This is a genomic window from Mesorhizobium sp. M0037, assembly GCF_040323635.1.
In the GTDB taxonomy this organism is placed as follows: domain Bacteria; phylum Pseudomonadota; class Alphaproteobacteria; order Rhizobiales; family Rhizobiaceae; genus Mesorhizobium.
The window spans coordinates 51,971-78,197 of the sequence record NZ_JAMYVB010000017.1 but is presented as its reverse complement, the minus strand read 5'-3'; the positions used below and the strand labels follow the sequence as shown (position 1 = coordinate 78,197).

The 26,227-nt window shown below is 64.1% G+C and carries 29 protein-coding genes; 10 read left to right on the top strand and 19 right to left on the bottom strand.

Features of this window, described 5'->3' with window-relative positions; genetic code table 11:
- Positions 1 to 2 precede the first annotated feature (2 nt).
- The 6 genes from NKJ78_RS23570 (at position 3) to NKJ78_RS23545 (ending at position 6,563) form a co-directional block, all read left to right on the top strand.
- Complete coding sequence (locus NKJ78_RS23570) at positions 3 to 3,173, top strand: efflux RND transporter permease subunit (RefSeq protein ID WP_023737354.1); 3,171 nt, start codon at positions 3 to 5, stop codon at positions 3,171 to 3,173.
- A gap of 95 nt (positions 3,174 to 3,268) precedes the next feature.
- Positions 3,269 to 3,427, top strand: a complete 159-nt coding sequence (locus NKJ78_RS23565; RefSeq protein WP_023702789.1) for a DUF3309 family protein — start codon at positions 3,269 to 3,271, stop codon at positions 3,425 to 3,427.
- A 348-nt stretch (positions 3,428 to 3,775) separates the two neighbouring features.
- Positions 3,776 to 4,192 carry a DOPA 4,5-dioxygenase family protein gene (locus NKJ78_RS23560; RefSeq protein ID WP_245260353.1) on the top strand — a complete coding sequence of 139 codons (417 nt, stop codon included), beginning with the start codon at positions 3,776 to 3,778 and terminating at the stop codon, positions 4,190 to 4,192.
- A gap of 534 nt (positions 4,193 to 4,726) precedes the next feature.
- Positions 4,727 to 5,335 carry a hypothetical protein gene (locus tag NKJ78_RS23555; protein ID WP_352459698.1) on the top strand — a complete coding sequence of 203 codons (609 nt, stop codon included), beginning with the start codon at positions 4,727 to 4,729 and terminating at the stop codon, positions 5,333 to 5,335.
- On the top strand, positions 5,332 to 5,724 hold the full coding sequence (locus NKJ78_RS23550; RefSeq protein WP_023693628.1) for a phage holin family protein: 393 nt from the start codon (positions 5,332 to 5,334) through the stop codon (positions 5,722 to 5,724). Before NKJ78_RS23555 ends, NKJ78_RS23550 begins: the two co-directional genes overlap by 4 nt.
- Entirely contained in the window at positions 5,721 to 6,563 is an 843-nt protein-coding gene (locus NKJ78_RS23545; protein ID WP_352445323.1) for a hypothetical protein, read from the top strand. Before NKJ78_RS23550 ends, NKJ78_RS23545 begins: the two co-directional genes overlap by 4 nt.
- A 275-nt stretch (positions 6,564 to 6,838) precedes the next feature.
- Here NKJ78_RS23545 and NKJ78_RS23540 read toward each other — a convergent pair whose 3' ends face one another.
- The 5 genes from NKJ78_RS23540 to NKJ78_RS23520 all read right to left on the bottom strand — a co-directional run bounded on the left by NKJ78_RS23540 (position 6,839) and on the right by NKJ78_RS23520 (position 11,846).
- Complete coding sequence (locus tag NKJ78_RS23540; protein ID WP_023684042.1) at positions 6,839 to 7,084, bottom strand: MoaD/ThiS family protein; 246 nt, start codon at positions 7,082 to 7,084, stop codon at positions 6,839 to 6,841.
- Positions 7,085 to 7,107: 23 nt separating this feature from the next.
- Entirely contained in the window at positions 7,108 to 9,372 is a 2,265-nt protein-coding gene (locus NKJ78_RS23535; RefSeq protein ID WP_352459699.1) for a xanthine dehydrogenase family protein molybdopterin-binding subunit, read from the bottom strand.
- Positions 9,369 to 9,851: a (2Fe-2S)-binding protein gene (locus NKJ78_RS23530; protein ID WP_023684040.1), complete on the bottom strand. Its 483-nt coding sequence runs from the start codon at positions 9,849 to 9,851 to the stop codon at positions 9,369 to 9,371. Before NKJ78_RS23530 ends, NKJ78_RS23535 begins: the two co-directional genes overlap by 4 nt.
- Entirely contained in the window at positions 9,851 to 10,711 is an 861-nt protein-coding gene (locus tag NKJ78_RS23525) for an FAD binding domain-containing protein (protein WP_352459700.1), read from the bottom strand. Before NKJ78_RS23525 ends, NKJ78_RS23530 begins: the two co-directional genes overlap by 1 nt.
- A 178-nt stretch (positions 10,712 to 10,889) precedes the next feature.
- Positions 10,890 to 11,846, bottom strand: coding sequence for an SDR family oxidoreductase (locus tag NKJ78_RS23520; RefSeq protein ID WP_352459701.1), 957 nt, complete (start codon positions 11,844 to 11,846; stop codon positions 10,890 to 10,892).
- Between the two features lie 95 nt (positions 11,847 to 11,941).
- Between NKJ78_RS23520 and NKJ78_RS23515 the strand changes: the two genes are divergently transcribed.
- Positions 11,942 to 12,850 carry a LysR family transcriptional regulator gene (locus NKJ78_RS23515; protein ID WP_352459702.1) on the top strand — a complete coding sequence of 303 codons (909 nt, stop codon included), beginning with the start codon at positions 11,942 to 11,944 and terminating at the stop codon, positions 12,848 to 12,850.
- Here the strand turns inward: NKJ78_RS23515 and NKJ78_RS23510 are convergent.
- The 3 genes from NKJ78_RS23510 to NKJ78_RS23500 all read right to left on the bottom strand — a co-directional run bounded on the left by NKJ78_RS23510 (position 12,814) and on the right by NKJ78_RS23500 (position 15,263).
- Positions 12,814 to 13,989 (bottom strand): MFS transporter, encoded by a 1,176-nt coding sequence (locus NKJ78_RS23510; RefSeq protein ID WP_352459703.1) that lies wholly within the window; start codon positions 13,987 to 13,989, stop codon positions 12,814 to 12,816. The genes NKJ78_RS23515 and NKJ78_RS23510 overlap by 37 nt on opposite strands.
- A gap of 155 nt (positions 13,990 to 14,144) precedes the next feature.
- A complete protein-coding gene (locus NKJ78_RS23505) occupies positions 14,145 to 14,453 on the bottom strand; it encodes a DUF1244 domain-containing protein (protein ID WP_023673120.1) in 309 nt (102 codons plus the stop codon).
- Positions 14,454 to 14,465: 12 nt separating this feature from the next.
- Positions 14,466 to 15,263 (bottom strand): N-formylglutamate amidohydrolase, encoded by a 798-nt coding sequence (locus tag NKJ78_RS23500; RefSeq protein ID WP_352459704.1) that lies wholly within the window; start codon positions 15,261 to 15,263, stop codon positions 14,466 to 14,468.
- Positions 15,264 to 15,509: 246 nt separating this feature from the next.
- Here NKJ78_RS23500 and NKJ78_RS23495 point away from each other — a divergent pair, with 246 nt between their 5' ends.
- Both NKJ78_RS23495 and pyk read left to right on the top strand, forming a co-directional pair.
- Positions 15,510 to 15,998 carry a DUF1036 domain-containing protein gene (locus NKJ78_RS23495; RefSeq protein WP_023673118.1) on the top strand — a complete coding sequence of 163 codons (489 nt, stop codon included), beginning with the start codon at positions 15,510 to 15,512 and terminating at the stop codon, positions 15,996 to 15,998.
- On the top strand, positions 15,995 to 17,440 hold the full coding sequence (gene pyk / locus NKJ78_RS23490; protein WP_023673117.1) for a pyruvate kinase: 1,446 nt from the start codon (positions 15,995 to 15,997) through the stop codon (positions 17,438 to 17,440). The genes NKJ78_RS23495 and pyk overlap by 4 nt, the downstream gene beginning before the upstream one ends.
- A gap of 8 nt (positions 17,441 to 17,448) precedes the next feature.
- Here the strand turns inward: pyk and NKJ78_RS23485 are convergent, their stop codons facing one another.
- The 4 genes from NKJ78_RS23485 to ykgO all read right to left on the bottom strand — a co-directional run bounded on the left by NKJ78_RS23485 (position 17,449) and on the right by ykgO (position 19,916).
- Positions 17,449 to 17,913, bottom strand: coding sequence for a hypothetical protein (locus NKJ78_RS23485; protein WP_023684034.1), 465 nt, complete (start codon positions 17,911 to 17,913; stop codon positions 17,449 to 17,451).
- A 5-nt stretch (positions 17,914 to 17,918) separates the two neighbouring features.
- Positions 17,919 to 18,986: an alpha/beta fold hydrolase gene (locus NKJ78_RS23480; protein WP_352459705.1), complete on the bottom strand. Its 1,068-nt coding sequence runs from the start codon at positions 18,984 to 18,986 to the stop codon at positions 17,919 to 17,921.
- 109 nt (positions 18,987 to 19,095) lie between these two features.
- Positions 19,096 to 19,677, bottom strand: a complete 582-nt coding sequence (locus tag NKJ78_RS23475) for a tetratricopeptide repeat protein (RefSeq protein ID WP_023711628.1) — start codon at positions 19,675 to 19,677, stop codon at positions 19,096 to 19,098.
- Positions 19,678 to 19,790: 113 nt separating this feature from the next.
- Positions 19,791 to 19,916, bottom strand: coding sequence for a type B 50S ribosomal protein L36 (ykgO, locus tag NKJ78_RS23470; RefSeq protein ID WP_006327841.1), 126 nt, complete (start codon positions 19,914 to 19,916; stop codon positions 19,791 to 19,793).
- Positions 19,917 to 20,157: 241 nt separating this feature from the next.
- On the opposite strand from ykgO, the gene NKJ78_RS23465 reads away from it, so the two are divergent.
- Positions 20,158 to 20,586 carry a lysozyme inhibitor LprI family protein gene (locus NKJ78_RS23465; protein WP_031215498.1) on the top strand — a complete coding sequence of 143 codons (429 nt, stop codon included), beginning with the start codon at positions 20,158 to 20,160 and terminating at the stop codon, positions 20,584 to 20,586.
- A gap of 38 nt (positions 20,587 to 20,624) precedes the next feature.
- Here NKJ78_RS23465 and NKJ78_RS23460 read toward each other — a convergent pair whose 3' ends face one another.
- From NKJ78_RS23460 to NKJ78_RS23430, 7 genes are all read right to left on the bottom strand, one after another.
- The gene (locus NKJ78_RS23460) at positions 20,625 to 21,701 is read right to left on the bottom strand and encodes a 5-(carboxyamino)imidazole ribonucleotide synthase (RefSeq protein WP_352459706.1); all 1,077 of its coding nucleotides are present in this window, start codon (positions 21,699 to 21,701) and stop codon (positions 20,625 to 20,627) included.
- Complete coding sequence (gene purE, locus NKJ78_RS23455; RefSeq protein ID WP_023745755.1) at positions 21,698 to 22,195, bottom strand: 5-(carboxyamino)imidazole ribonucleotide mutase; 498 nt, start codon at positions 22,193 to 22,195, stop codon at positions 21,698 to 21,700. The genes NKJ78_RS23460 and purE overlap by 4 nt, the downstream gene beginning before the upstream one ends.
- A 74-nt stretch (positions 22,196 to 22,269) precedes the next feature.
- Positions 22,270 to 23,475, bottom strand: a complete 1,206-nt coding sequence (locus NKJ78_RS23450) for an aminotransferase class V-fold PLP-dependent enzyme (RefSeq protein ID WP_352459707.1) — start codon at positions 23,473 to 23,475, stop codon at positions 22,270 to 22,272.
- 20 nt (positions 23,476 to 23,495) lie between these two features.
- Complete coding sequence (locus NKJ78_RS23445) at positions 23,496 to 23,957, bottom strand: RidA family protein (RefSeq protein ID WP_023673109.1); 462 nt, start codon at positions 23,955 to 23,957, stop codon at positions 23,496 to 23,498.
- Positions 23,958 to 24,074: 117 nt separating this feature from the next.
- Positions 24,075 to 24,869 carry an amino acid ABC transporter ATP-binding protein gene (locus NKJ78_RS23440; protein ID WP_352562648.1) on the bottom strand — a complete coding sequence of 265 codons (795 nt, stop codon included), beginning with the start codon at positions 24,867 to 24,869 and terminating at the stop codon, positions 24,075 to 24,077.
- Positions 24,870 to 24,873: 4 nt separating this feature from the next.
- The gene (locus NKJ78_RS23435; protein WP_023684027.1) at positions 24,874 to 25,524 is read right to left on the bottom strand and encodes an amino acid ABC transporter permease; all 651 of its coding nucleotides are present in this window, start codon (positions 25,522 to 25,524) and stop codon (positions 24,874 to 24,876) included.
- Between the two features lies 1 nt (position 25,525).
- The gene (locus NKJ78_RS23430) at positions 25,526 to 26,191 is read right to left on the bottom strand and encodes an amino acid ABC transporter permease (protein WP_023693641.1); all 666 of its coding nucleotides are present in this window, start codon (positions 26,189 to 26,191) and stop codon (positions 25,526 to 25,528) included.
- Positions 26,192 to 26,227: the final 36 nt, after the last annotated feature.

Below are 26,227 nucleotides of genomic sequence, written 5' to 3'. Positions count from 1 at the left end.
CCATGGATATCGTCAAACTCGCGATCAACAATGCCCGGCTGACCATTGCGGTGCTGGTCTTCCTGCTGCTGGCGGGCTGGGTCGCCTATCAGTCGACGCCGAAGGAAGCGGAACCCGACGTTCCTACCCCTTATGTTTATATAAATGTCGCCTATCAAGGCATCGCGCCCGAAGACGCTGAAAGACTTCTGCTTAGGCCGCTGGAGGCAAAGCTTAAGAGCCTTAAGGGGTTAAAGGAGATGAAATCATCCGCCTATCAGGGCGGCGCCTTTGTCTTCCTTGAGTTTCTGCCGTCTATAAAAGTCGACACCGCGGTGACAGATACACGCTCGAAGGTTCAGGACGCGAAGGCTGACCTGCCCCAAGCGGCAGAAGAACCGGTTGTTACCGAGGTCAACATTTCCGAGTTTCCCGTCCTGGTCGTCACGCTGTCCGGCGATGTGCCCGAGCGTGTGCTTACGGCGGCGGCGCGCGAACTGCGCGACCGCATCGAGGAAGTACCGGGCGTTCTTGAGGGCACCATACAAGGCGCGCGCGACGATCTTGTCGAAGTCGTCATCGACCCGATGAAGCTGTCCTCCTACGGCCTGCAGCTCGACCAGTTGATCGGCGCGGTCGGCGCTTCCAACAGCCTGGTCGCCGCCGGCAACATCGAGGGTTCGGAAGGCAAATACGCGGTCAAGGTGCCGTCGCTGATCGAGACACCCGAGGATGTCGCGTCCTTGCCGGTGGTCGCCGGCCCCAATGCCGTCGTGCAGGCGAAGGACATCGCCACGGTGCGTTCGACCTTCGCCGACGCCGAGACCATCACCCGCCTCAACGGTAAGCCGGCCATCGCCATCGAAGTCAAGAAGCGCATCGGCGCCAATCTGATCGACACGCTGGCCAAGGTGCGGGAAGTGTCCGACGCCTATGTCAAGACCATGCCGGAAGGCATGAACATCACCTACACGCAGGACAAGTCGGTCTTCGTCAACCAGCTTCTGGGCGATCTGCAGAACCACGTGATGATCGCCGTCATCCTGGTGTTCATCGTCATCCTCTATGCGCTGTCGGGCCGCGCCTCGCTGCTGATCGGGCTTGCCATTCCGTCATCGTTCCTGATCGGCATCCTGCTCTTGGCGATGATGGGCTACACCATCAACATGATCGTGCTGTTCAGCCTTATCCTGGCGGTCGGCATGCTGGTCGACGACGCCATCATCGTCACCGAGTTCGCCGAACGGCGCATGGGCGAAGGCATGCCGAAGGCGGAAGCCTTCACGCTGGCCGCCAAGCGCATGGCCGGTCCGGTCATCGCCGCGACCATGACCCGCATCGCGGCGTTTTCGCCGCTGCTGTTCTGGCCCGGCATCATCGGCGACTTCATGAAATACATGCCGATCACGCTGATCGTCACGCTGTCGGCCTCGATGCTTTATGCGCTGGTGTTCGCGCCGACGCTGGGCGCGCTTTTCGCCAAGGCGCCGGAGCATCACGAGGAACAAAATCGCGACGGCTGGTACATGGCGCTGGTCAAGCAGGCGGTGCGCTTCCCCATCACCGTGCTGGTGCTCACCGCCGTGCTGCTCACCGGCGTCGGCTTCGCCTATTCGAAATATGGCGCCGGCGTCGAGTTCTTCCCCAGCGTCGAGCCCGATTACGGCCTGCTCTATGTGCATGCCCGCGGCAATCTCTCCCTGGCCGAAATGGACACGGCGACCAGGATCGCCGAAAACCGGCTGCTTGGCTGGCCTGGCGTCAAATCGGTCTATACCCGCGTCGGCAAGACGCAGGGCGGCGGACAGGACGTGCCGGAGGACGTCGTCGGCGTCATCCAGTATGAGTTCATCGACTGGCGCGAGCGCAAATCGGCGAACAATATCCTGGATGAGCTGCGCACCGTCATGGCCGGCATTCCCGGCGTCGATGTCGAGGTGCGCGTGCCGGAGGCCGGTCCTCCGACGGGCAAGGCGGTCCAGCTCCGGCTTTCGGCCATCGATCCCAAAGGGCTCGACGACCAGGCCCGCGCGGTTGCGGCGCGCATCGCCAAGGTGCCCGGCGTCATCGACGTGTCGGACGGCCTGCCGCCGCCCGGCGTCGACTGGGCGCTCGAGGTCGACCGCGCCAAGGCGGCGCAGTATGGCATCAGCCCGACGGCCGTCGGCACGGTGGTGCAATTGGTGACCAATGGGTTGAAGCTGTCGGAATACCGGCCGGCCGGCGCCGACGATGCCGTCGACATCAGGCTGCGCCTGCCCGAAGACCGGCGCACGCTGTCGACGCTCGACGAACTCCGGGTGCAGACCGCGCAAGGCTCGGTGCCGATCTCGAACTTCGTCGTGCGCAAGCCGGAGCCGACCGTCGGCATCCTCAACCGCATCGATGGCGCCCGCACCGTGGTCGTCCAGGCCAACGTCGCCGCCGGTAACCAGGTTGCGGCGGTGCAGGCGGAGGTGACCAAGGCGGTCACCGACATGAAGCTCGACAACGGCATACGCTGGAAGCTGGCGGGGTCGAACGAGGACAGCGCCGAAGCCAGCGCCTTCCTCGGCAAGGCTTTTGGCGCCGCGATCTTCCTGATCTTCCTGGTGCTGCTAATGCAGTTCAACAAGTTCACCAGCGTGCTGCTGGTGCTGTCCTGCGTGGTCATGGCGACGATCGGCGTGTTCCTGGGGCTGCTGCTGACAGGCGAAGCCTTCGGCATCGTCATGTCGGGCATCGGCGTCATCGCGCTGGCCGGTGTGGTGGTGAACAACAACATCGTGCTCATCGACACCTATGACCGGCTGCGCGAAGAAGGCTGGGACAAGATGGAAGCGGTGCTGCAGACCTGCCGCGAGCGCGCCCGCCCGGTGGTGCTGACGGCGGTCTCGGCCATCCTCGGCGTTCTGCCGATCGCCTTTGGTCTCGGCCTCGAAATCTTCCATCACGAGACGACGATCAACGCGCCGTCGACGCAATGGTGGATTTCGTTGTCCTCGGCGATCGTCTTCGGCCTGTCCTTTGCCACGCTGCTGACGCTGGTGGTGACGCCGTCCATGCTGATGATCTTCACGCGCAGCAAGAACAGCCGCTTCTATGCCTTCTTCCGCCGGCTGTTCGGCCGCGACAAGAAACGGGATGCGTCCACGGGGCCGAAGCCGGGTCCGCTCGATGAGCCGGCAATCGCCTTCCCGAAAGCCGCGGAATAGCTGCATTCGACCAGTCGGACAAAAGGCCGCCCGGAACAACCGGGCGGCCTTTTGCATTGTCCCCTCGCATCTGAAGAGCAAAGCGAGGGACTCTTATGACCGTCAGCACCATTCTCATCATAGTTCTGATCCTGATCCTGATCGGCGCCGTACCGGCCTGGCCGCATTCGCGCTCCTGGGGTTATGGGCCGTCCGGAATAGTCGGCGTTGTGCTTGTGGTGCTGCTGATCCTGGTGCTGATGGGCAGGGTTTGATCGGGGCAGGAGACCTCTGCGATCAGCGGGTCCTCGCCCGATGAAGTGCTGGCAATAGGCATACGGCGGTGCCAACCCCCACTCCGGCCGCTGCGCGGCCACCTCTCCCCATGTCCATGGGGGAGAGGAAATGCCAAGCTTTTCAAGGCAGCGATCTTGGCGATTAGCATTTCCTCTCCCCCACGAATGTGGGGGTAGAGGTGGCTGGGCGAAGCCGAGACGGAGCGGGGGAGCTCCATATGCGATTGGCCCGAAATCGAGATGACGAGCACACGCTGTGCCCCCTTGGCCACCCCGCACCCTTGCGTATACGCTGCCGGCACGACAATCACCGAGGGAGCCATCAAGGTGAACACCGCCAGCCCGCCCAGGCCGCTCGCCGAGATCGCCAGCTATCACGCCCACATCTACTATGTCGGGCAAGCCGAACGGCAGCAGGCCGAATGGCTGCGCCTGCGCATCGGCGAACGCTTCCGCGTGCGCCTGGGCAACTGGCGCGACGAGCCGGTCGGCCCGCACGAACAGGCCATGTACCAGGTCTCCTTCGCCACCGAGATCTTCGCCACGCTGGTCCCCTGGCTGATGCTTAACCATGGCGGCCTGAGCATCCTCATCCACCCCAACACCACCAACCCCAAGCGCGACCATCTGGTCGATCCGATCTGGATCGGGCGGCCGCTGGGGGTGCATGGCGAGGTGCTGGGAGAAGAGGATGAAGCGGAAGAGGCGCTGGAGGTGAATACGGAACCGACCCTGGGGGCTTAGGGAGGGCGTTCTGCAAAGTAGAGACTTGGCCCATGGAGACGCGTTCACCAATAGCCCAGTTCAGGCATGCATGACCGGCCGCTTTACGCCTCAAGCCGTATCCTATGCCTTCATCATTGCTTCGTCGAAGATGCCGAACCAGCGTGGGGCCGTTGGAGCGATGGACCGTCGATGGATGGCAAGGGAGAGTTCTCCCTGGTCGCCGGTACGCCGAGGCGGGGCCGCCGAATAGGCAAAAGATTGCAATAAGGACGCAGCCGGCACTCGGTTCCCGCGGAGTCGGGCGCACCGGTTCGTAGGGGAGCAACTGGCGCTCCGCACGAGGGACAGGGCAACTCACTGGTGACTGGGTGCGTGCCTGACGAAGCCCTTCGTTTCGGCTGAGATAAATGCTCTCACCTACGGAACATCGCAGGTTCGTCGAAGTTGGAAAGCTACGGAGGACGTGCACATGAACAGTGTCATCTATCTTATCGGCCTTATCGTTGTCGTGCTCGCGGTCCTCTCCTTCCTCGGTTTTCACTAGGTGGCCTCATGCAGCATGAGAACGATCAGGGCGGACAGCCCACCGATTTCGACAAGGCGAAAAGCGACGTCTCCGACAGACTTCGCCAGGAAAATGAGCGTGCCAGCGAGTTGCTTCACGACGCGCGGGACGAGGTGACCCGTAAGGCTGGCGACTATGCATCTGAAGCCACGCAGGTCATCTCCGACAAGGCGGAGGAGGCGCAGCGCGACATCGGATCGAGCTTGGCGGCGTTGGGTGGTGCACTGCGAGCGGCCAGCGATCACCTTGCCAGCAACGATGAAAGGAACGCATCGAAGTTCGCTTTGGATGCTGCCAGTGGCCTTGAGCGGCTTTCATCGTCCTTGAAACAGAAGCCCTTTAGCCAAGTCCTTGATGACGTCCAGTCCTTCGGCCGGCAAAATCCCGGTGTCCTGCTTGCGGGATCGGTGTTGGCCGGATTGGCTCTCGGGCGGTTCATCAAGGCTTCTCCGCCGGCAAGGCCCGATTCTGAGGCCGCTCCGGGAGGCCTCAAATCACACACCGATCAGCCACAGGGTTGGTCCGCTGATCGTCCACAAGATTTTGGCGTGGTCGGCGATGATGGGGCCACGCAGATCGCGGAGCAGGACAGATGAACAACCAGGACAATCCCAGCCTTGCCGGGCTAGTCACCGATTTGGCCCAGAATGTCACCACTCTGGTGCAAACCGAGGCGAGGCTGTTTCGGGCCGAGCTCTCTGAAAAGCTTACCAAAGCCGGAGCAGGTGCCGCGGAAGTGCTGGGCGGCGCGATTTGCCTGCTCGCCGCGCTCTTGGTGTTGCTGCAGGCGCTCATTATCGCACTGACGCGGGCAGGGCTTGGCGCGGGATGGTCTTCCCTGCTGGTCGGTGTGGTCGTGGCGGTCCTCGGCGTCATCCTGCTGCGGACGGGGACGGCCAGCATGGCGCCTTCGGAACTTACCCCCGACCGGACCCAGGGACAGCTCAAGCGCGACGCGAGCGCGATTAAGGAACAGGTGAGATGAACGAGAAATCCGCAGCCGAACTTGAACGCGAGGCCGAGGCTGCTCGCGCTCGGGTGATGGAGACCGCCGAATCCATTCGAGGCAAGATGACGCCTGGACAATTGCTGGATGAGTTCACCGGGCTGTTCTCGGGAGGGGAGAGCGCGGCCATGCTCAGAAATCTCAGAACGCAGGTCCGAGACAATCCTTTGCCGGTCACCATGGTGGGCGCAGGTCTGGCCTGGCTGATGTTCGGCAGCGGTACCTCAAACACAGCCCACCGTTCGGCTGGCTATCCATTGCCTTCAGCGCCGGGACGACATGATGTAGCAGGGGAGCGCGGCGGCTTGGGCGGCACGCTCTCCGACGCCGCGGAATCGCTCTCCTCGAGCGCTGCCAGCGTCGGCGACACCATATCGAGCACCGCAAGAGCCGCTGCGGCGGGTCTGACGGGAAGCGCTGCCAATGCAAGCTCGACGACTGGGGACATGGCGGCGAAAGCCAGCCGCTCCGCGCAAGATCTGTTGGAGGACCAACCCTTGGCCGTAGCGGCCGTCGGTCTCGCCATCGGCGCCGCTATAGGTGCAATGCTGCCCCATACCGCAACGGAGGACGAGCAACTAGGCGCCTATGGCGACAAGCTTCGCGATTCCGCCGAAACTTTGCTCAATAGGGGCCTCGATGAGGCCAAGCAGGTCGCCGCCGAAGCCTATGAGACCATCAAGCAGGAAGCTGGCCGGCAAGATATGGAAGCAGACACGATAGCCGATCAGCTCGGCGAGATCGTGAAGTCCACAGCAGACAAGACCGAGCATGCCGTGCGCGAACGTATTTCCGATACGTCTCAGCGCCAAACCTAGCTTGATGATCCTGGATCAACGATAGCCGGCCTCTCCAGAAAGGGGCCGGTGTTGTCCGTCAAACGGTGACCCGCTCGAGTCACTTCAGAGCGGTGTGCGGACTGATGTCCCTTGCCGATAGTAATCCAGCGGATCAGGTTCTCTGGATTATTGGCCAACCCGCCGCCGATAAGACGCGGTCAGCAAAACTGGTATCTAGGCGAGGACCGACCTGCACTTGAAGGTCGCAGACCGAGGATGCCGGTCCGCTCTGGGACGTAGGGCGACACCCCACTTCACCCCCCAGCCAGCCGCGGCAGCAGAAAAATCTCCGCCCCCGGCGGCAGTTCCTTCGACCACGTATCGCGATAAATCGTCCCGTCAATGGCCACCGCGATGCCCTTCTCGATCCAGGGCTCGATGCCGGGATACTGTTCAGCCAGTTTCCTGAACAGCTCCCTGATGTCCTTGGCCTCGACCTCGACCTTGCTCTGGCCGCCGGCGAGCTGGCCCAGCGCGCCCCAGAGCGTCACTTCGACCATTAGGGCAAGAACCTCATTTTGCCCTAGCCTCCCCGTTCCGCCTCGATCGCGGCGAGAACCCGTGGCGGCGACATCGGGATGTGGGTCATGCGCACGCCGGCTGCGTTGGAGACGGCATTGGCGATCGCCGCCAGCGGCGGCACGATCGAGGTTTCGCCGACGCCGCGCACGCCATAGGGGTGGTTGGGATTGGGTATCTCGAGGATCTGCGTGTCGATCATCGGCAGGTCCGAGCAGACCGGGATGCGATAGTCGAGGAAGCCGGCATTCTGGAGGCGCCCGTCCTTGCCGTAGATATACTCCTCGTTGAGCGCCCAGCCGATGCCTTGCGCGGCACCGCCCTGGTACTGGCCCTCGACATAAGTCGGGTGCACCGCCTTGCCGGCATCCTGGATCACCGTGTAGCGGATCACCCTGGTCGAGCCGGTATCGGGGTCGACCTCGATGTCGCATATATGGGTGGCGAAGGAGACGCCGGCGCCGTCGGCGACGAGTTCGCTGTGGCCGGCGATCGGCCCGCCGGTCTTGCCGGAAGCGGCGGCGATCTCCTTCAGCGACAGGGCTGCAAGATTGCCGTATTTTTCGCCCTTGGCGATGGCGTGGCCGTTTTCCCAGACCACGTCGTCGACGGGGATGTCCCATGTCTGGGCGGCGCGCTCACGCAGGATCTTGATCGCGTTGCGGGCGGCCGAGATGGTCGCCATCGAGGACGAGAAGGTGCCGCGGCTGCCGTCGGTCATGTCATTGTAGCCGAGCGAGGACGTGTCGGCGACCACCGCCTTGAGCTGGGCATAGTCGATGCCGAGCTCCTCCGCCGCCACCAGCGACAGCGACGCGCGCGAACCGCCGACGTCCACCGTGCCGACGGCCAGCGACACCGAGCCGTCCATGCCGATGTTCAGGTCCACGCAGGTCTGGCCGCCGAAGTTGAACCAGAAGCCGCAGGCCATGCCGCGGCCCTGGTTCTTGCTCAGCGGCGCCTTCATGTGCGGATGGTGCTTGGCCGCCTCCAGCGTCGGGCCGATGCCGATCGGGCCGTAGACCGGACCGTAGGAAGAGCGGGTGCCTTCCTGCGCGGCGTTCTTGATGCGGAACTCGACCGGGTCCATGCCGAGTTCCTTGGCCAGCTCATCCACAGCGCTTTCAACCGCGAACGCCGCCATCGGTGCGGAGGGTGCGCGATAGGCCGCGGTCTTCGGCCGGTTGACCAGCACTTCGAAGCCGACGGTCTGGACGTTGTCGAGCTTGTAGCAGGCGAAGGCCGTCATGGCGCCGATCTCGGCCCAGGTGCCGGCATAGGGGCCGCTGGTGTAGCGCAGCGTCGCTTCGGCGGCGGTGATGGTGCCGTCCTTGCGGGCGCCGATCTTGACGTCGATCGAGGTGGCGCTGGTCGGACCGGAGGCGCGGAACACCTCGTCGCGGGTCATGACGAGCTTCACCGGCCGACCGGCCTTGCGCGACAGCGCCAGCGCCACCGGTTCGGCCCAGACGTGGGTCTTGCCGCCAAAGCCGCCGCCGATTTCAGACGAGGTGACGCGCAGCTTCGAGGCTTCCAGCCCGAGCAGTTGCGCGCAATGCTGGCGGTAGACGAAATGGCCCTGCGTGCAGACCCAGAGGTCGGCGGTGCCGTCGGACGAGACGCTCGCCACGCAGGCATGCGGCTCGATATAGCCCTGATGCGTCTGCTCGGTCTTGAAGGAGCGCTCGACGATGACATCGGCGTGGCCAAAGCCCTGATGGACATCGCCATGGCCAAACTGGCTGCGCTTGGTGACGTTGGACGGCTTTACCGGCTTTTCCTCGAGACCCTCGGTGAAGATCGTGTCGTTGATCAACGGCGCGGTGTGCTTCATCGCCTCGTCGACATCGGTCACATGCGGCAACAGCTCGTACTCGACCTCGATGAGCTTCAGCGCCTGCCTTGCCGTGCGGGCATCGACGGCGGCGACCGCGGCCACGGCGTGGCCGTCATAGAGCGCCTTGCCGCGCGCCATGCAATTGTCGAGGACGTCGTACATGGCGGCATCGCCATCGGTGAGATCGGGCAGGTCGGCGGCGGTGATCACCGCTTTCACGCCGGCGAGCTTTTCCGCTTTCGAAGTGTCGATCTTGAGGATCCTGGCATGCGCATGCGGGCTGCGCAGGACACGCCCGACCAGCTGTCCCGCCATGTTGAAGTCAGCGCCGTAGCGCGCGCGGCCCGTCACCTTGTCGACGCCGTCGGGACGGATAGGCCGCGTGCCGACGGATGAGAATTTGCGGCCCGAAAAGCGTGGATCGAAGTTCATGCGTGTGCTCCCTTCATCACGTTGGCCGCATCCTGGACCGCGCGCACGATCTTGTCGTAGCCGGTGCAGCGGCAGAGGTTTCCGGCGAGGCCGAAGCGGATTTCTTCCTCGGTCGGATCGGGGTTCTTGGCCAGGAGGTCCTTCGCCGCGATCAGGAAGCCCGGCGTGCAGATGCCGCATTGCAAGGCTGCGTGTTCGAGGAATTTCTGCTGCAGCGGATGCAACTGATCGCCATGCGCCATGCCTTCGACGGTCTCGATATGCCGGCCTTCGGCTTCAGCGCCAAGCACAAGACAGGAGCAGACCAGCCGATTGTCGAGAATGATCGAGCAGGCGCCGCAGTCGCCCGTGCCGCAGCCTTCCTTGGCGCCGGTCAGGCCGAGCCGATCGCGCAGGACGTCGAGCAACGTCTCGTCGGGCTGGCAAAGGTATTCGACGTGATCGCCGTTGATTGTCGTTGAAACTGCTACACCGGCCATCATTTGCCTCCTGCGCGTGCGTAGGCGGTCGTCGCGGCCCGTCCGGCCAGCACGCCCGCAACTTTTCGTCTGAACTCGATGGTGCCGCGCTTGTCGTCGATGGGGCGGCAGGCCCCGGCGCAGATCTTGGCGAGCCGCTCAAGTGCCGCCTCGTCCAGCTTCCGGCCGATGAGGGCCTCGGCTGCTTCTTCAACCAGAAGCACGGTCGGGGCCGCGGCGCCCAGCGCGACGCGGGCGGCTGTTATGACGCCATGCTCGTCGAGCGTCAGGTTCACGCCGGCGCTCACCACCGCGATGTCCATCTCGGTGCGCGGAATGAATCTGAGATAGGCGTCGCCCGAACGCGGCGCGCGCTTGTCGAGCAGGATCGCCTCGACGATCTCACCCTTGGTGAGCGAGGTCTTGCCAGGCCCGATCGGCACAGCCTCGACCGGAATGGTGCGCTTGCCCGACGGGCCGGCAACCACTGCCTTGGCGTCGGCGGCCACCAAGGCCGGGACGCTGTCGGCGGCCGGCGAGGCGTTGCACAGATTGCCAACGATGGTGCAGCGGCCCTGGACCTGTTTCGAGCCGATCAGCTTCGACGCTTCGACGACACCGGGCCAGGCCTTCTTCAGAACCGAGCTCTCGCCCAGGACGGCGCAGGGGACGGTGGCGCCGATGCTGAAGCCGTCGGCCGTCTCCCTGATCTCGCTCAAGCCCTCGATCGCCTTGATGTCGACGATCAGGTCGGGATCGACAAACCCGCCCTTCATCCGAACGAGGAGGTCACTGCCTCCAGCGAGAATGGCTGATGTGCCGGAAGCGTCGGCCAGCAGGCCAACGGCGTCTTCGATTGAAAGCGGACGTATGTAACGCATCGTCTCCCCTTGGTGATGGTGATCTCGCCGACCGTTATAAACAGTCTCCTCATAATGACCATCCGGTTGCTGATTTCCAGCGATTGGGCCAGCACTGCGAGAGAGATTTTTGTCTAAAGTCTTTGTTTTGATGCATGTCGCTGTCCCAGAACCGCGCACACTTCTGGGCGACATGCATTCAAGCGGCGTCTTTTGCATTGTCGAGGCTGATGCCGATGTCCTTCAATGCCTCGGCCACGGCCTCGTCCAGCGGCGTGTGCGGGACTTCGCCGATGATGCCTTCCAGCCGGTCGGACACGAGCCGGTGCGGTTCGAAGCGCAGATAGGACATCGAGACGATCTCGCGCCACATCGCCACGAACGGGCTGCCGGCGCGCAGCACCCACCAAGGCATGAAGGTCAGCTTCAGCGGATGTCCCAACGCTTTCTCGGCCGCGGCCTTTATGTCCATGTCGGTGACGGCGTGGCCGGGGAAGTTGAGCGCCTCAAAGAAGCCGAGCTTGCCCTGATTACGCGCCAGGCCGACGAAGCCGATGGCGAAGTCCGGCAAATAGGCCCATTCATGCACGAGGTTGGCAGGGCCGGGCGCGGTGTAGACACCGTTGCTCATCTTGGCGGTGACGACGAGGTCGAACCATGATCCGCTGCCGGTGCCGCCGAAGAAATCGCCGGCGCGCAGGATGATGGTGCGGACGCGGCCGGCATCGGCCTCGCGGCGAAACAGCGCTTCCATGGCGCAGCGGATGCGGCCCTTCTCGGTCGTCGGGCGGAACGGCGTGTCTTCGGTGACGAGTTGAGGCATCGGCGAGCCGTAATTGTAGACAGTGCCGGGGAAGAGATGCAGCGCGCCATTGGCATGGCAGGCGGCCATGACGTTCGCCGCCATCGGCAGGCATTTGCTCCAATCGGTGTAGATCGGGTTGAGACCGTTGAAGATGATGTCGACACCCTGCGTGGCGCGGATCAGCGCCTCGCGGTCGAGCGCATCGCCGGCGACGGCGGTGGCGCCCTTGAGTTCGGCTGGGACCTTGCCGCTGCGGGTGACGGCGCGGACGTCGAAACCGGCGTCGATGAAGGCCTTGCCAACCACGCGGCCGAGCCGGCCATTGGCGCCTAGAATAGCGATCTTGGTCATTTTTCTTCTCCGTGTCTGTGTTTGCACGGCGAATATGATGCGTTCATACGCGAATGAAAATTGACTATGAATGCAGATTTGTTATTCATAAATGAATGGGAGATATCGACTGGAACCTGATCAAGAGTTTCGTCACCGTGGCGGAGACCGGCAGCCTGTCGGCCGCGGCGCGCAAACTGTCGGCCAGCCAACCGACGCTCGGGCGTCACATCGGTGAGCTCGAACAGGCGCTCGGCGTCACGCTGTTCCGGCGCGGGCGGCGCGGCTATGCTCTGACGGAAGCAGGCGCCACGCTGTTCGAACGCGGCAGAGCGGTGAGCGAGCAGGCGAGCGCGTTTTCGCTATTGGCATTGGGCTCGGTCGAGGCGATCGAAGGCACGGTGCGTATTGCCGCCAGCGAGGTGGTGGCGGCCTATGTGCTGCCGAGGATGACGGCGCGGCTCGGCATCGAGGAACCCGGCATCGAGGTCGAGATCGTCGCCTCGAACCAGGTCGAGAACCTGCTGCGAAGGGATGCCGATATCGCCATCCGCATGGTCAAGCCGGCGCAGAACGAGCTGACGGCGCGCAAGGTCTGCGATATCAAGCTCTGCTGCTGCGCGGCGAAATCCTATCTCGGCAGGCACGGCCGCCCGCTCAAGCCCGCCGATCTTCTCGACCATCCGCTGATCGGCTTCGACCGCAGCGATGAGATGATCCGGGGCTTTACCCAGGCCGGCATCCCCGTCACCCGCAGCAGCTTCCGCTTCAGGACCGACAACCAGATCGTTTTGTGGGAAGCGCTGCGGGCGGGAAACGGCGTCGGTCTTGGCCAGGAGCCGCTGGCCGACAGCGACCCGTTGCTGGAAAAACTGCTGCCCGGCCTGCCACTGCCCAGCCTGCCGGTGTGGCTTGCCATGCATCGTGACGTGCGCACCAGCGTGCGCATCCGCCGCGTCGCGGATTTCCTCTATGAGGAGCTGAAGCGCTATTCGGCGGGGGCGGCCGCGAATTCGGCGCGGTGAGCGAGCCCGGCCATCAACAGCACGACGATCAGCAGCGCCGACATGGCGACGAAGATCGGGCCGAAGCTCGAATGCTCGGCGACGAAGCCGATCGCCGACGGCGCCACCAATATACCGGAATAGCCCATGGTGGTGACCACGCTCATGCCGGTGCCCGACGACATGCCTTCCTGGTTGCCGCCGGCCGAGAAGATGATCGGCACCATATTGGCGATGCCGAAGCCGCAGAGAGCAAAAGCCGCGATGGCGATCCAGGGCGAAGGCGACAGGCCGGCGACCAGCATGCCGGCGGCGGCGACCACCGCCGAGCCGCGCAGCGTCGCCACCGCGCCGAAGCGGTTGCGCACGCCGTCGCCGAAAAAGCGCATGACAGCCATGACGCCGGAGAAGGCGGCGTAGGCAAGGCCGGCGATGGCGAGGTCGGCGCCGAGCTCCTGCCTGAGATAAAGCGCTGCCCAGTCGAGCACGGCGCCCTCGGAAATCATCGTCAGCAGCGCCATCAGCCCTACAAGATAGACCAGCGGGTTGGCCGGCAGCGTTAATCTGTGATGCTCGGCGGCCTGCGGCTTGTCCTCGGCGATGAGGTAGCCGACCGCCACGGCAATGACGGCAAAAGCTATGACCGTGACCACAGCCGCATGGGCGAGGTGGCCGTAAGTCTGGATGGCGTAACCGCCCAGACCGCCACCGGCGAAACCGCCGAGGCTCCAGAAGCCGTGCGAGGACGACATGATGGCGCGGGACAGCCGGCGCTCGACCACCACGGCATTGGCGTTCATGGCGACATCCATGCCGCCGATCGAGCCGCCGAAGATGATCATGGCGATCGACGCCAGCGGCACGTTGGGCGCCAGCGCCACGATCAGCAGGCCGAGGCTGCCGCACAGGCCGAACCAGCGCAACACGGTGCGCGAGCCATGCCTGGAGATCAGATGGCCGCACCAGCTCATGGCCGCGACCGCGCCGACGCCGAACAGAAGGATCAGCAGGCCGAGGGTGAATTTCGAGATGTCGAGCCGGGTCAGGAACACCGGAATCTGCGGCGCCCAGCTGCCGGTCAGGAAGCCGTTGGCGAGGAAGATCGCTGCTACGGCCCATCGCCCCTGAAGGGCGCTCTGCATGGTGTTTTGCGCGTTCATGGCCCGAATCCGGTCAAAGAATGGCTTTGCGCGGCAAATTAGATCGATTCAATTTCTCGTCAAGCGCTTGGCTGCGAAAAGCTTGTGGGCCACATCTAAGGGGAAACCGTTAGGCGCTGTCCCGCCGACGTCAATCCTGTGAACCGCGCGCTACCTCAGTGATCCCTCGGCCGTCTTGCCTCGAACTCCGCTTTCTTGGCGTCCGAAGCCTCGGTCTGGTTCAGCGCCTGCCATTGCGCATAGGGCATGCCGTAGACGATTTCGCGCGACTGATCCTTGCCGAGATCGACGCCCTCAGCCTCGGCCGCTTCGCGATACCAGTTCGACAGGCAGTTGCGGCAGAAGCCGGCGAGGTTCATCAGGTCGATGTTTTGCACATCGCTGCGCTCGCGCAGATGATCGACCAGCCGGCGGAAGGCCGCGGCCTCGAAATCGCGTTTCTGGTCATCGCTGAGTTCGGTCATTGCCTTGGATCCTCACAGCGGCCCGGTGCGCGAGCCGAGCATCTTCACCTGATGTATATCGGGACGGCGGTCGATGGCGTCAACGATCGGCGCCAGCCGTTCCGCCCAGGCCAGCGCCCCCTTGCGGTCTGATATCAGGTCCTGGCGGATCTCGATCAGCGCATGGGCAAAGCCGTTGACGATGGCGTGCTTGAACATGGTGTCGCCGCGCAACGCGCCGTCATAGGGTTCATTGTCGCCAACGACGAGGTTTTTATCCTGCGCCAGCATGTCGATCAGCGGCCGCGCCACGCGGTCGTCGAGGTCCCACAATATGCCGACATGCCAAGGGCGGATGAAGCCCTGCATGACAGGGGTGAAGGAGTGTACGGAGAAGATGAACGGCGCTTTGCCTGAGGCGTGCGCCACCGACGCGATCATGGCGCCGACCGCGTCCTGATAAGGCCGGTAGAAGCCGTCGAGCCGCCTTTCGCGTTCTTGCGGCGCCATAGGGTAGTTTCCCGGCACGACAGTGCCGTCATAGAGCTGGCGGATCAGCGTCGGGTCGTCCTCGCCGCGATTGGGATCGATCAGCAGCCGCGAAAAATTGGCGATCACCGCCGGCACGTCGAGCGCTGCGGCCAGTTCGCGCGTCACCGTCTCGACACCGATGTCGTAGGCGATATGGCGATCGAGTTCCGCCGCCGGCAGGCCGAGACTGCCATACTCCTCCGGCAGGTCGCGGCGGGCATGGTCGGCGACAAGCACGATGCCTCGCTTGCGGTCGCCTTCGACGATATCGAAAGGCGCGAAAACTGTGGATCGGGTCATTGGCTGGAAAGGTCTGTTCGCTGGCTTCCGGGGAGGGTGGTATCGTCATTCCCACGAAGAGGACTGTTGCGCAATGCCGTTGTTTGGCCACGGTTTCTGCGAAAATCCTGTGACGCGCGGCAGATCGCGTGTCGGGGGCCTTTCTAAATCGATTGGAATTGGACAGAACGGCGCGTTGACATGCGCCCGGACTTTTCCGAAAAGGGGCGTTGAGAGATGCAGATGACGTTATTGAGGGGTTTCGGGATGGGTTCCGCCGGCAGGCCGCGTGCGCGCACCGCCTTTGCCGTGCCGCTCCTGACCCTGACGCTAGGGCTCACCGCGCTGGTCGCGGCTTCGCCTGCCCGCGCCGATTTCCGCGTCTGCAACGCCACGCAGAACCTGGTCGGCGTCGGCATCGGCTACCGCGCCAAGGCAGGCTGGATCACCGAGGGGTGGTGGCACATCGAAGGATCGAGCTGCAAGACGCTGATCGAAGGTCCGCTGTCATCGAGGTTTTACTATCTTTATGCAGAAGACGCCGAGCGCGGCGGGCGCTGGGATGGCCCGATCAACATGTGCGTGGCTGAAAAAGAGTTCAAGATCGCAGGCGTTACCGATTGCGTCGCCCGGGGCTTCCAGCGCGCCGGATTCCAGGAATATGACACGGGCGAGCAGGCAAGCTGGATGGTCCAGCTGACCGATGAGTCCACAACGGGAGGCGCTCCAGCCGCCCCGGGAACAAACAGTCAATGAGACGTAGCCGCAAGGTCAAGATCCTCGCCACCATCGGTCCTGCCTCCTCGTCCGAGGAGATGCTGCAGAAGCTGTTCGAAGCCGGCGCCGATGTCTTCCGCATCAATATGAGCCACACCGATCACGAGCTGATGCGCACGCTGGTCGGCCGCATCCGCGCGGTCGAGGAAAAGGTCGGCCGTCCGATCGGCATCCTGGCCGATTTGCAGGGACCGAAGCTGCGCGTCGGCAAGTTCGCCAACGGCAAGGAGGTTCTGACGCCGGGCCAGACCTTCACCCTCGACAACAATCCCGAGCCCGGCACGTCGACCCGGGTCTACCTGCCGCATCCCGAAATCCTGAGCTCGGTCGAGGCCGGCCACCGTCTGTTGATCGATGACGGCAAGCTGGAGCTCAGGGCGGTGAAGAGCGACGGCAAGTCTATCACCTGCACCGTCGTCGCCGGCACCACCATTTCCGACAAGAAGGGCGTCAGCCTGCCCGACACCGACCTGCCGGTCGGTGCGCTGACCGAAAAGGACCGCAAGGACCTCGATGCGGTGCTGGCGGAAAGCGTCGACTGGGTGGCGCTGTCCTTCGTGCAGCGGCCGGAGGATTTGGCGGAAGCCCGCAAGATCGCGCGCGGCCGGGCACTGATCATGGCCAAGATTGAAAAGCCGCAGGCCGTCGCCCGGCTGGCCGAAATCATCGAACTCTCCGACGCGCTGATGGTCGCCCGCGGCGATCTCGGTGTGGAAATGCCGCTGGAAGCGGTGCCCGGCATCCAGAAGCAGATCACGCGCGCCGCGCGCCGCGCCGGCAAGCCGGTGGTGGTCGCCACGCAGATGCTGGAATCGATGATCACCGCGCCGGTGCCGACCCGCGCCGAGGTGTCCGACGTGTCGATCGCCGTGTTCGAGGGCGCCGACGCAATCATGCTTTCAGCCGAATCCGCTGCCGGCGCCTATCCGGTCGAGGCGGTGGCGATGATGAACCGCATCGCCACCAAGGTCGAAACCGACCCGACCTATGCCGGCATCATCAACGCGCAGCGCTCGGAACCGGAAGCAACCGGCGCCGACGCCATTTCGCTCGCCGCCCGCGAGATTGCGGAGACGCTGAAACTGTCGGCGATCATCACCTATACGGCGTCGGGCACCACGGGCCTGCGCGCCGCGCGCGAGCGGCCGCAAGTGCCGATCATCGCGCTGTCGCCGATCCTCAACACGGCGCGGCGGCTGTCGCTCTTGTGGGGCACGCATTGCGTCGTCTCGCCCGACGCCAGCGACCTCGACGACATGGTCGACCGCGCCTGCCGCATCGCTTTCGAAGAGGGGTTCGGTCAGCCGGGCGACCGCGTCATCATCACGGCGGGCGTGCCGCTGAGGACGCCGGGTTCGACCAACATGCTGCGCATCGCCTATGTCGGGTCGGACGTGCAGGCCACCCGCAACATAGGTTGACAGAGGCTTCAACTCATCACAGTTCGCAGCGCTCTTGCCGCACCTTCGGCGTGATCGATACGCTGAAGGAAGCGGTGTGCGCGAGGAACGGGGTCGTGCAGGTACTGGTCCGGACCCAGCATCTTTCGCCGGTTGAGTTCGACTGTGTCGAGCAGATCGAAATCGACCGTGGCGATCGTGCAGTGCCACCCGGGATTGCGCGACGCCCAGCCCCTCTTGTGGTGTTCCAAAAGCCGCTCGCGGGCTGAATAGCCGTGGTAGTCGAACGCGATCACGCCGTTCGTCGCGTAAATATGGTTCCCGGAAAAGCCCTCGCCAGGAATGATCCGTTCGCCGTAAAAGCCGTCCAGAGGAGGACGCTCGAGAAAGGCGCCGGCAAGAATGGCGCACGCGCCATAGCCGAAGAAGATGCGGTCCGGCAACGCCCATCGCTTCTCCGGGTTTCTCTTGATGCCGTGTTTCAGGACATAAATTGCGATCAGGTCGGGGCCAGTTCCGCGTCGGGCACCGTAATGTCGGGGCACTGTGCATCGTTGTAGGCATCGCCGGCGATGCGTGCTTCCACGGTTTTTGCCATTGCCTGCAGGTCGACGACCTTGCCGGCGACTTTCTCGATCGCGCCGACGACGAGGTCGGAGGCGATCCAATCCGGCTTGTGGCCGAGATTGTGGACCCAGATCAGTTCGGCGCCGGGGATGTCCCTGAAAAGGCCGACCGAATGGATCGAGGCATAGACCACCTTGTCGCGGTCGCCCGAGATGACGATGGTCGGCGCTGTGATGTCGCGGTAATGCGGCGCGGCATTCAGCGTATAGTCGTAGAGGCCGGCGACATCGATGGCGTTGGCGCGGAAAGCGCCGGGACGCAGCACCAGCGGAATCGAGGCATTGCCGACATAGCCTTCCGGCACCTTGTTGGGAGAAAACACGCAGGCCGTGGCGCCGTCCATCTGCAGCGTGCCTGCCGGATAGGTCAATGTCTCCGAGAACAGCCAGCCGATGATGGGGGTGGCGGTCAGCTTGTAGTACCAGGCGGTCGCGCCGCCCGGCCAGGGGTGGCTGACCGGCGACAGAAAGACCAGCCCGAGCGTCTTCTCCGGGTGTTCGCGGCCAAAGGCGGCGGTGATCACGCCGCCAAACGAATGGCCGACGATGATCGCATTGTGGATGCCGAGACGGTCCATCAGGCTGGCGATGGTGTCGGCCTGCGCCGACGGGCTCTCATTGTTGCCGGGGCCGCGTGCCGACCAGCCGAAGCCCGGCCGGTCGAGGAAAACCATCTCGGCGCGGCCTTCGAGCAAAGGCCTGATCGGCAGCATCTGATCCCTGAGATTGGCGCTGGCGCCGTGGATGAAGACGATGGCCGGCAGCTCTGCATTTTGCGGAGCCGGCACGTGGACATAGTGGATGCGGGTGCCGTCGATGTCGGCAAATTCGCCGGCCGGCGGGTTGCGCCACTCGATCAGCCACGCGCCGGCCCGGGTGACACCGGCCAGGGCAAAGACGAGCGCGAGGAGCAAAGCACAGGCGGCGTAAATGAGGTTCATGCGCGGAGATACGGGGGTGGAGGGGGATAAGTTCTAGGGAGTAGGGAGGTGGCGTCTCGACCAATCTTCTCTACTGACTACTCACTAATCCCTAATTCCTACTGCCTAATCAAATTCCTTCGCCGGCAAGCTCTTCCGAAATTGCCGCGACCTGGTCCTGGGCGCTGCGCATCATCGGATAGATGGTAAGCACCTTCTGCCAGGCTTCTAGCGCCGATTGCTTGTGGCCGGTGGCGGCCATGATCTGGGCCAGGCCGGAAAGCGCGCCGAAATGGCGTGGTTCCAGCTGCAGCGTCTGGTCGATGTCGGACATCGACTTCCCGAAATTCTTCATCATGTAATGCACGGTGGCGCGCCGGTTCCAGCCTTCGGCATATTTTGGCTGCAGGACGACGACCTGGTCGAGGAAGTCGAGGGCGACGTCGAACTTCTGGTCGTCCATCGCCTTTTGCGACCATTGCATCATCAGGTCGATCGAGGCGCTGCCGGACTGGAACCATTCGCCCCAGATGCGCCCGGCGATGCGCTCGGCCGCCTTTTCGTTGCGCTCGCGCTTCAGCTCGGCAAACAGTTGGTCGAGCCTGGCTTCCCTGGTCAGGGCAACCGGCGGCTTTGCCGGCGGATCGTCCGCCGACGCCGGAGCGACGCCGAAAAGAAACAGGGTCGCCAAAAATGCAAAAAGAATCCGCATCACCGGAATCTAACCCCGGACGGCGGATCGTCAAACTGAAATTAGCGTGAAAGTGCCTGGAACCAGGCAATTACCATCGTATGGACGGAGACAACGAGCCTCCGGCCGAACACTCAGCCCTGGCGCGCCTTGTAGCGTGGAGCGGTCTTGTTGATGATGTAGACGCGGCCCTTGCGGCGAACCAGCTGGTTGTCGCGGTGACGCGCCTTCAGCGCCTTGAGCGAATTCTTGATCTTCATGGTCTTGCCCGTCAGTCTGGGCCCTATCCGGGCCGAATTATTAAGGCGCGCCTGAAAAGCGCGCCTTGAACTTGCGGTGGCTCATAAACGAGGAGCCTTGCCCGTGTCAACCGCAAGCGTGCTGGATAGAGGCCGAGAATGGCTTTGGCCATCAAATATCCGCCATCTCGGCTCCACGCCATTGCGCAGCCGAAGACGGGCTGGAATGGTGCGGCACCCGCAAGCCGATTTGGAGACCTCCATGCGCCTGTTGTTTGTGTCCGCCTGCCTTGCCGTTGTGGCAGCGGCATCCACCGCGCAGGCGCAGGAATGCGACCGCAACGACGACAGCCAGCAGATGATGAACATCTGCGCCGGCGAGGACTATCAGGCGGCCGATGCCAAGCTCAACCAGGCCTACAAGGATCTCGTCGGTCGCAACGACGACAAGGGCAGGAAGCTGCTGCAGGTCGCGCAACGCGCCTGGATCGCCTTCCGCGACGCCGAATGCGCCTATGCGACGACAGACAGCGAGGGCGGCTCCATCCATCCGATGGAGGTTTCACAATGCCTGACCGAACTGACGGACCAGCGCATCAAACAGCTCACCGCGGGCGCCAATTGTAGGGAAGGCGATGCGAGTTGCGCCAGCCCCGACGAAGACGGGGATCTGAACGACGAGCTGCAATAGGGCTCGAGCCACGCCCTCGCGCAAAGTGCCGGAATGGCTTAGCTACGGCGGCTGATGCGCGTGAAATGGCCCATCTTGCGGCCTGGGCGCGCTTCCGCCTTGCCGTAGAGATGCAGCATCAGATCGGGCTCGGCGAGCAAAGCGGGTACGCGCAGCACATCGTCGCCGATCAGGTTTTCCATGATGCAGTTTGAATGCCGGCCAGGGTTGCCCAGCGGCAGGCCGGCAATCGCGCGGATATGCTGCTCGAATTGCGAAAGGATGCAGGCGGCTTCCGTCCAGTGGCCGGAATTGTGCACGCGCGGCGCCATTTCGTTGGCCAGCAGCGTGCCATCGGCAAGAACGAAGAACTCGACGCCGATGACGCCGACATAGTCGAGGGCCGCCAGGATTTTCGCCGCCGCTCCCTGTGCCGTCGCCGCCGTCTCCAGCCTGATCTGGGCCGGCAGGGTCGAGGTATGCAGGATGCCGTCGCGGTGGACGTTCTCAGCCGGATCGTAGGCGGCGACCGCGCCGTCCAACCCGCGCGCGGCGATGACCGAGATTTCGCGCTCGAAAGCGACGAAGGATTCGAGGATCAGCGGCACATTGCCCATGGTCTCGCATGTGCCGGCAAAGCCGCCCGTCTCCATGTTGCGGAAGACGCGCTGGCCCTTGCCGTCATAGCCCATGCGGCGGGTTTTCAAGATGCCGCTGCCACCGAACTCTCTCAGCGCCGCCGTCAGCTCGTCGTCATTGTCGACGGAGCGGAAATCCGCTGTCCTGATGCCGATGCCGTTCAGGAATAGCTTCTCCGCCACCCGGTCCTGGGCGACTTCCAACGCCCTGGGCGGCGGATAGACCGGGACCTTGGCGGCGAGCGCGCCGGCAGCCGCTACCGGCACATTCTCGAATTCGTAGGTGACGACGGCGCTGACTGCCGCCAGTTCGGCAAGGGCGTCCGCATCGTCATAGGCGGCGGTGATCTGGCGGTTGGCGACCTGAGCCGCCGGGCAATCGGCCTGCGGTTCGAGGATAATTGTGCGGTAGCCGAGGCGCGCTGCGGCAACAGCCAGCATGCGGCCGAGCTGGCCGCCGCCGATGATGCCGATGCTCGATCCCGCGGGCAGGCTCACGGCGCATCCGTCGGTTCGGTGGCGACCCTGGCGGTTTGGGCGGTGCGCCAGGCATCCAGGCGGGCGGCAAGTTCTTCGTCGTTCAGCGCCAGCACGGCGGCCGCCAGAAGGGCGGCGTTGGCCGCACCCGCCTTGCCGATGGCAAGCGTGCCGACCGGAATGCCGGCCGGCATCTGGACGATGGAGAGCAGCGAATCCTGGCCTGACAGCGCCTTCGATTCGACCGGTACGCCGAACACCGGCAGCGGCGTCATCGCCGCCGTCATGCCGGGCAGGTGGGCGGCGCCGCCGGCGCCGGCGATGATCACCTTGTAGCCGGCCGCCTTGGCGCCCTTGGCGAAATCATAGAGGCGGTCCGGGGTGCGGTGGGCGGAGACGATCAGCCGCTTGTGCGGAATGCCCAGCGCCTCCAGCGTTTCGGCGGCGTGGCGCATCGTCGCCCAGTCGGACTGGCTGCCCATGATGATGGCGACGTCGGCGCGGTGGTCGGTCAAGCGCATGCTCCCGGCGGTAAAGGCGCGCCTTAGCGGAATTCGGGCTGGCCCGCAAGGATGGCGGCCGCCGCAGCCTAGTCCGGCCAGCGCAGGGCGCCGGATGAATCCTTTCGCGGCTGTCTCATCGCATCCGCCGGCCTGTCGGCCGCGGTGAGCACGGCGCGGAGGCGTTCGGCGACGATCTCGGCCTCGCCTGGGTGCAGATTGCACGGGTCGAGGAAGAAATGGCCACGCTCGACTTCGTGGTTGCGCACGATGATGGGCGGCGATCCGGCCGCCAATGCGGAGGCGAGGCCGGCGGCACTGAAGCGGCTTTCGGGGGAGACGAAGATCTGCAGCCGGTCGAGCGGATTGGCGGTCGGGTCGGGAATGATGTTTGCGACGATGCCGGGTATTCCCTGCAGCGACTCCCTCCACAGATGGAGCGCCGCTTCCTCGCGTCGGCGGATGCCGGCATGGTCGCGCTTTTCCCAGGCTTCGAGCGCAGCCATCGTGCCGGCGACGCTTTCCTTGCCGACTTTCATGGCGCGGGCGACGCCGCGGTTTTGCAGATAGGCGGCGCGGACGAGATCCTTGCGGCCGGCGACGATGCCGCTGGTTGGCCCCGACAGGAATTTGTGGCCGCTGTAGACGACGATGTCGGCGCCGCGGGCCAGGAAGCTGCGCAGATCATATTCGGAAGCCGCGTCGACGATCACCGGCACGCCCCTGGCGTGGCAGATATCGCAGAATTCCTCGAGGGAAAGCATGCCGTATTGCACGGTGTGGTGCGCCACGACGTAGAGCGCCGCCGCAGTGCGCTCGTTGATCGCCTCGCGCACATGATAATCCTGCGTGACGCTGACCGTGCCGGTCGGAATGACCTTGGCGCCGGCGACGCGGATCGACTGGTCGATGGGTGCGCCGTAATTGACGATATGGCCAAGCTGGATGACGACTTCGGACTTCAGCCCTTCGGTATCGTCGGGCAGCCGTTCGATCGCCAGCAAATTGGTGCCGGTCATCGCCCCGGCGATCGCCATGGTGATGCCTGAGGCGCAGCAGGCGGTGATGAAGCCGGCCTCACCGCCGGTGAGGCGGGCGGTGATCACGCTTGCGGCGCGCTGCAGATCGTCCATCTCCACCCATTGCGAGGCGATCTCGGCCATGGCGCTGATCGCCTCGGGAACGATGATCGAGGCGCCGAGGGTCGTCATCGTGCCGGAGACGTTGATGATCGGCCTCAGTCCCAGCCGTTCGCGGATCGTGGTGTTGGAGCCGGTGTCGGAATAGGTTTTCATGTTCAGCAATCCCTTGACGGTCAGGCGGCGATCTCGACGACCGCTTCGATTTCGACGGTGATGTTTCCAGGCAGCGAGCCGACCCCGATCGCCGAGCGTGCATGGCCGCCGATCTTGTCGAAGACGCTGGCGAACAGGTCCGAGCAGCCATTGACCACTTTCGGGTGGTCGCTGAAGGTCGGCGTCGCATTGACGAAGCCGAGCAATTTGACGACGCGCACGATGCGGCCGAGATCGCCGGCGGCGGCGTGCATGACGGCGAGCAGGTTGAGGCCGGTGAGGCGGGCATGCTCATAGGCCTGCTCGACGGTGACGTCCTCGCCGACCTTGCCGGTGCACAGCGTGCCGTCGGCGCGCAGCGGCCCTTGACCCGAAAGAAAGATCAGCCGGCCGCTTTCCGCATGGGTGACGAAATTGGCGATCGGCGTCGGCGGCTCGGGCAGCGTCAGGCCGAGCTCGGCGAGCCGGATATAAGGCGTCATGGAAGAATTCTCCTTGGGCCGGCCTGTTGTTTTAAGCAATTCCCAAGGCAAAGCGCTTCGCGCTTTTCCCGGGAAAACCGCTTACACTTTTCTTGGAATTGCTTTGGGCCGCCCATGTCAGAAATGCGAGGCGCGGAAGCGCGCCAGGAAAGAGCGCAGGCGCTCATTGGTGGTCTCTTCGGCAAGGATCTCCTTCGGCGGGCCAACAGCGCTGACACCGCCGTCGGCCATGAAGACAATGCGGCTCGAAGCGTCGCGGGCAAAGGCCATCTCGTGCGTGACCATCACCATTGTCATGCCGTCTTCGGCCAGGCTGCGCACAACGGCCAGCACCTCGCCGACCAATTCGGGATCGAGCGCGGAGGTGATCTCGTCGAGCAGCAGGATCTTTGGCTCTATGGCGACTGCCCGCGCTATGCCGACGCGCTGCTGCTGGCCCCCGGAGAGTTCCGCCGGCAGGCTGTCGGCCTTGTGGGCGAGGCCGACGCGGCTCAGCCAATGCTCCGCGATCTGGCGCGCCTCGGCCTTGCTCTTGCCGCGCACCTTGGTGAGGCCGAGCATGATGTTGCCGGCGGCGGTGAGGTGCGGAAACAGGTTGAAGCTCTGGAACACCATGCCGGTTTCGGCGCGCATATTGGCAAGGTCGCGCTCGCTGCGCCGCTGGCGCGCGCCGGCCTCACGAAAACCGACCTCCTTGCCGTCGATTCGGATCGAGCCTGAGTCGTAGCCTTCGAGGAAGTTGACGCAGCGCAAAAGCGTCGTCTTGCCGCTGCCGGAAGGGCCGATGACGGTGACCACCTCGCCCCTGTCCACCTTGAGGCTGACCGAGCGCAGCACCTCGACGGAACCAAAGGCTTTCGAGACCCCGGCAATGTCAAGAAGGGCGGCATTGTCGTTCGAGCTTGTGGCCATCGTGCTAGTCCCGGATGAAGGCAAAGCGCCGTTCCAGCCGCCGGCTGGCGTAGGAAAGCGCATAGTTGACGGCGAAATAGATCAAGGCGCCGAGGATGTAGAGCGGCATCGCCTCATAGGTGCGGCCGATCACCTGGTTGATCGCCTGCATCAGGTCGGTGATGCCGAGCAGCGAGACCAGGGCGCTGCCCTTGACCGCATCGGTGACGCCGTTGATCCAGGGCGGCAGGAAGCGCCGGAAGGCCTGCGGAAAGATGACGTAGGTGAGCCGCTGGCGAAAAGTCAGCCCAATGGCCATCGCCGCTTCCGACTGGCCCTTGGGAATGGAGCCGACGGCGCCCCGGAGATACTCAATGACCTGCGCCGTCTTGAACAAGGTCAGCGCCAGCACCGCCGCCGAGAAGGATTGCAGATGCAGGCCGATGGCCGGCAGGCCGTAATAGACGAAAAACATCAGCACCAGGATCGGGATGCCGCGGATGGTGTCGGAGAAGATGCGCACCGCCCAGCGCAGCGGCGCCGGGCCGTAGACCAGGCCGACGCCGAGCGCGACGCCGGCAATCAGCGACAGCACCACGACCAGCAGCGACACCCACAAAGTGATGGCGAAGCCCTGGGCGAGGAACGGTACGGCGTAGAGGATCTGGCTCAGCATGTCAGCGCGCAGCCCTGAACCGGCGTTCGACCAGCCGCAGTCCGAACAGCAGGGTGTAACCGGTCACCAGATACATCGCTGTCGTCACCAGATAGACCTCGACGATGCGGAAGGTGTTGAAGTTGATCCACTGGGCGCCGAAGGTGAGCTCGGGCACCGAGATCACCGAGGCGATCGACGTGTCCTTGAACAGCGAGATGAAGGTGTTGGACAGCGCCGGCAGCGTGATGCGGAGCATGGTCGGCAGGCGCACATGAACCAGCCGCTGCCAGGGCGTCAGGCCGATGGCTTTGCCGGCATCGAGCTGGCCGCGCGGCACGGCTTCCAGGCCGGAGCGGAACACCTCGACCAGATAGGCGCCGCTATAGACCGACAGCGTCAGCACGAACGAGGTCGGCGCGTCGTAGGCGACGTCGATCACCGTCGGCAGGCCGTAGAAGACGAGATAGACGAGCAGGATCAGCGGCACGTTGCGGATGAATTCGACGTAAGCCGCAATGATGGCGCGCACCACGCGTCCGGCCGAGACATACCAGACCGCCAGCACCAGGCCGATGACGACGCCGATGGCAATCGAAATCACGGCAAGCTCGAGGCTGAGCAGAAGGCCGCCCCACAGCTTGTCGAAATGGCGCCAGATCAGGTTGAAGTTGAGCGTATAGCCCATGCGTCTCCCGCAATAACCAAGGGGATGCCACCTATA

Bases quoted from the DNA above. Each gene is read 5' to 3' on its own strand.
- NKJ78_RS23570 (WP_023737354.1), top strand. From the start codon at position 3: ATGGATATCGTCAAACTCGCGATCAACAATGCCCGGCTGACCATTGCG.
- NKJ78_RS23565 (WP_023702789.1), top strand. From the start codon at position 3,269: ATGACCGTCAGCACCATTCTCATCATAGTTCTGATCCTGATCCTGATC.
- NKJ78_RS23555 (WP_352459698.1), top strand. From the start codon at position 4,727: ATGCAGCATGAGAACGATCAGGGCGGACAGCCCACCGATTTCGACAAG.
- NKJ78_RS23550 (WP_023693628.1), top strand. From the start codon at position 5,332: ATGAACAACCAGGACAATCCCAGCCTTGCCGGGCTAGTCACCGATTTG.
- NKJ78_RS23545 (WP_352445323.1), top strand. From the start codon at position 5,721: ATGAACGAGAAATCCGCAGCCGAACTTGAACGCGAGGCCGAGGCTGCT.
- NKJ78_RS23540 (WP_023684042.1), bottom strand. From the start codon at position 7,084: ATGGTCGAAGTGACGCTCTGGGGCGCGCTGGGCCAGCTCGCCGGCGGC.
- NKJ78_RS23535 (WP_352459699.1), bottom strand. From the start codon at position 9,372: ATGAACTTCGATCCACGCTTTTCGGGCCGCAAATTCTCATCCGTCGGC.
- NKJ78_RS23530 (WP_023684040.1), bottom strand. From the start codon at position 9,851: ATGGCCGGTGTAGCAGTTTCAACGACAATCAACGGCGATCACGTCGAA.
- NKJ78_RS23525 (WP_352459700.1), bottom strand. From the start codon at position 10,711: ATGCGTTACATACGTCCGCTTTCAATCGAAGACGCCGTTGGCCTGCTG.
- NKJ78_RS23520 (WP_352459701.1), bottom strand. From the start codon at position 11,846: ATGACCAAGATCGCTATTCTAGGCGCCAATGGCCGGCTCGGCCGCGTG.
- NKJ78_RS23515 (WP_352459702.1), top strand. From the start codon at position 11,942: ATGGGAGATATCGACTGGAACCTGATCAAGAGTTTCGTCACCGTGGCG.
- NKJ78_RS23510 (WP_352459703.1), bottom strand. From the start codon at position 13,989: ATGAACGCGCAAAACACCATGCAGAGCGCCCTTCAGGGGCGATGGGCC.
- NKJ78_RS23505 (WP_023673120.1), bottom strand. From the start codon at position 14,453: ATGACCGAACTCAGCGATGACCAGAAACGCGATTTCGAGGCCGCGGCC.
- NKJ78_RS23500 (WP_352459704.1), bottom strand. From the start codon at position 15,263: ATGACCCGATCCACAGTTTTCGCGCCTTTCGATATCGTCGAAGGCGAC.
- NKJ78_RS23495 (WP_023673118.1), top strand. From the start codon at position 15,510: ATGGGTTCCGCCGGCAGGCCGCGTGCGCGCACCGCCTTTGCCGTGCCG.
- pyk (WP_023673117.1), top strand. From the start codon at position 15,995: ATGAGACGTAGCCGCAAGGTCAAGATCCTCGCCACCATCGGTCCTGCC.
- NKJ78_RS23480 (WP_352459705.1), bottom strand. From the start codon at position 18,986: ATGAACCTCATTTACGCCGCCTGTGCTTTGCTCCTCGCGCTCGTCTTT.
- NKJ78_RS23475 (WP_023711628.1), bottom strand. From the start codon at position 19,677: ATGCGGATTCTTTTTGCATTTTTGGCGACCCTGTTTCTTTTCGGCGTC.
- ykgO (WP_006327841.1), bottom strand. From the start codon at position 19,916: ATGAAGATCAAGAATTCGCTCAAGGCGCTGAAGGCGCGTCACCGCGAC.
- NKJ78_RS23465 (WP_031215498.1), top strand. From the start codon at position 20,158: ATGCGCCTGTTGTTTGTGTCCGCCTGCCTTGCCGTTGTGGCAGCGGCA.
- NKJ78_RS23450 (WP_352459707.1), bottom strand. From the start codon at position 23,475: ATGAAAACCTATTCCGACACCGGCTCCAACACCACGATCCGCGAACGG.
- NKJ78_RS23445 (WP_023673109.1), bottom strand. From the start codon at position 23,957: ATGACGCCTTATATCCGGCTCGCCGAGCTCGGCCTGACGCTGCCCGAG.
- NKJ78_RS23440 (WP_352562648.1), bottom strand. From the start codon at position 24,869: ATGGCCACAAGCTCGAACGACAATGCCGCCCTTCTTGACATTGCCGGG.
- NKJ78_RS23435 (WP_023684027.1), bottom strand. From the start codon at position 25,524: ATGCTGAGCCAGATCCTCTACGCCGTACCGTTCCTCGCCCAGGGCTTC.
- NKJ78_RS23430 (WP_023693641.1), bottom strand. From the start codon at position 26,191: ATGGGCTATACGCTCAACTTCAACCTGATCTGGCGCCATTTCGACAAG.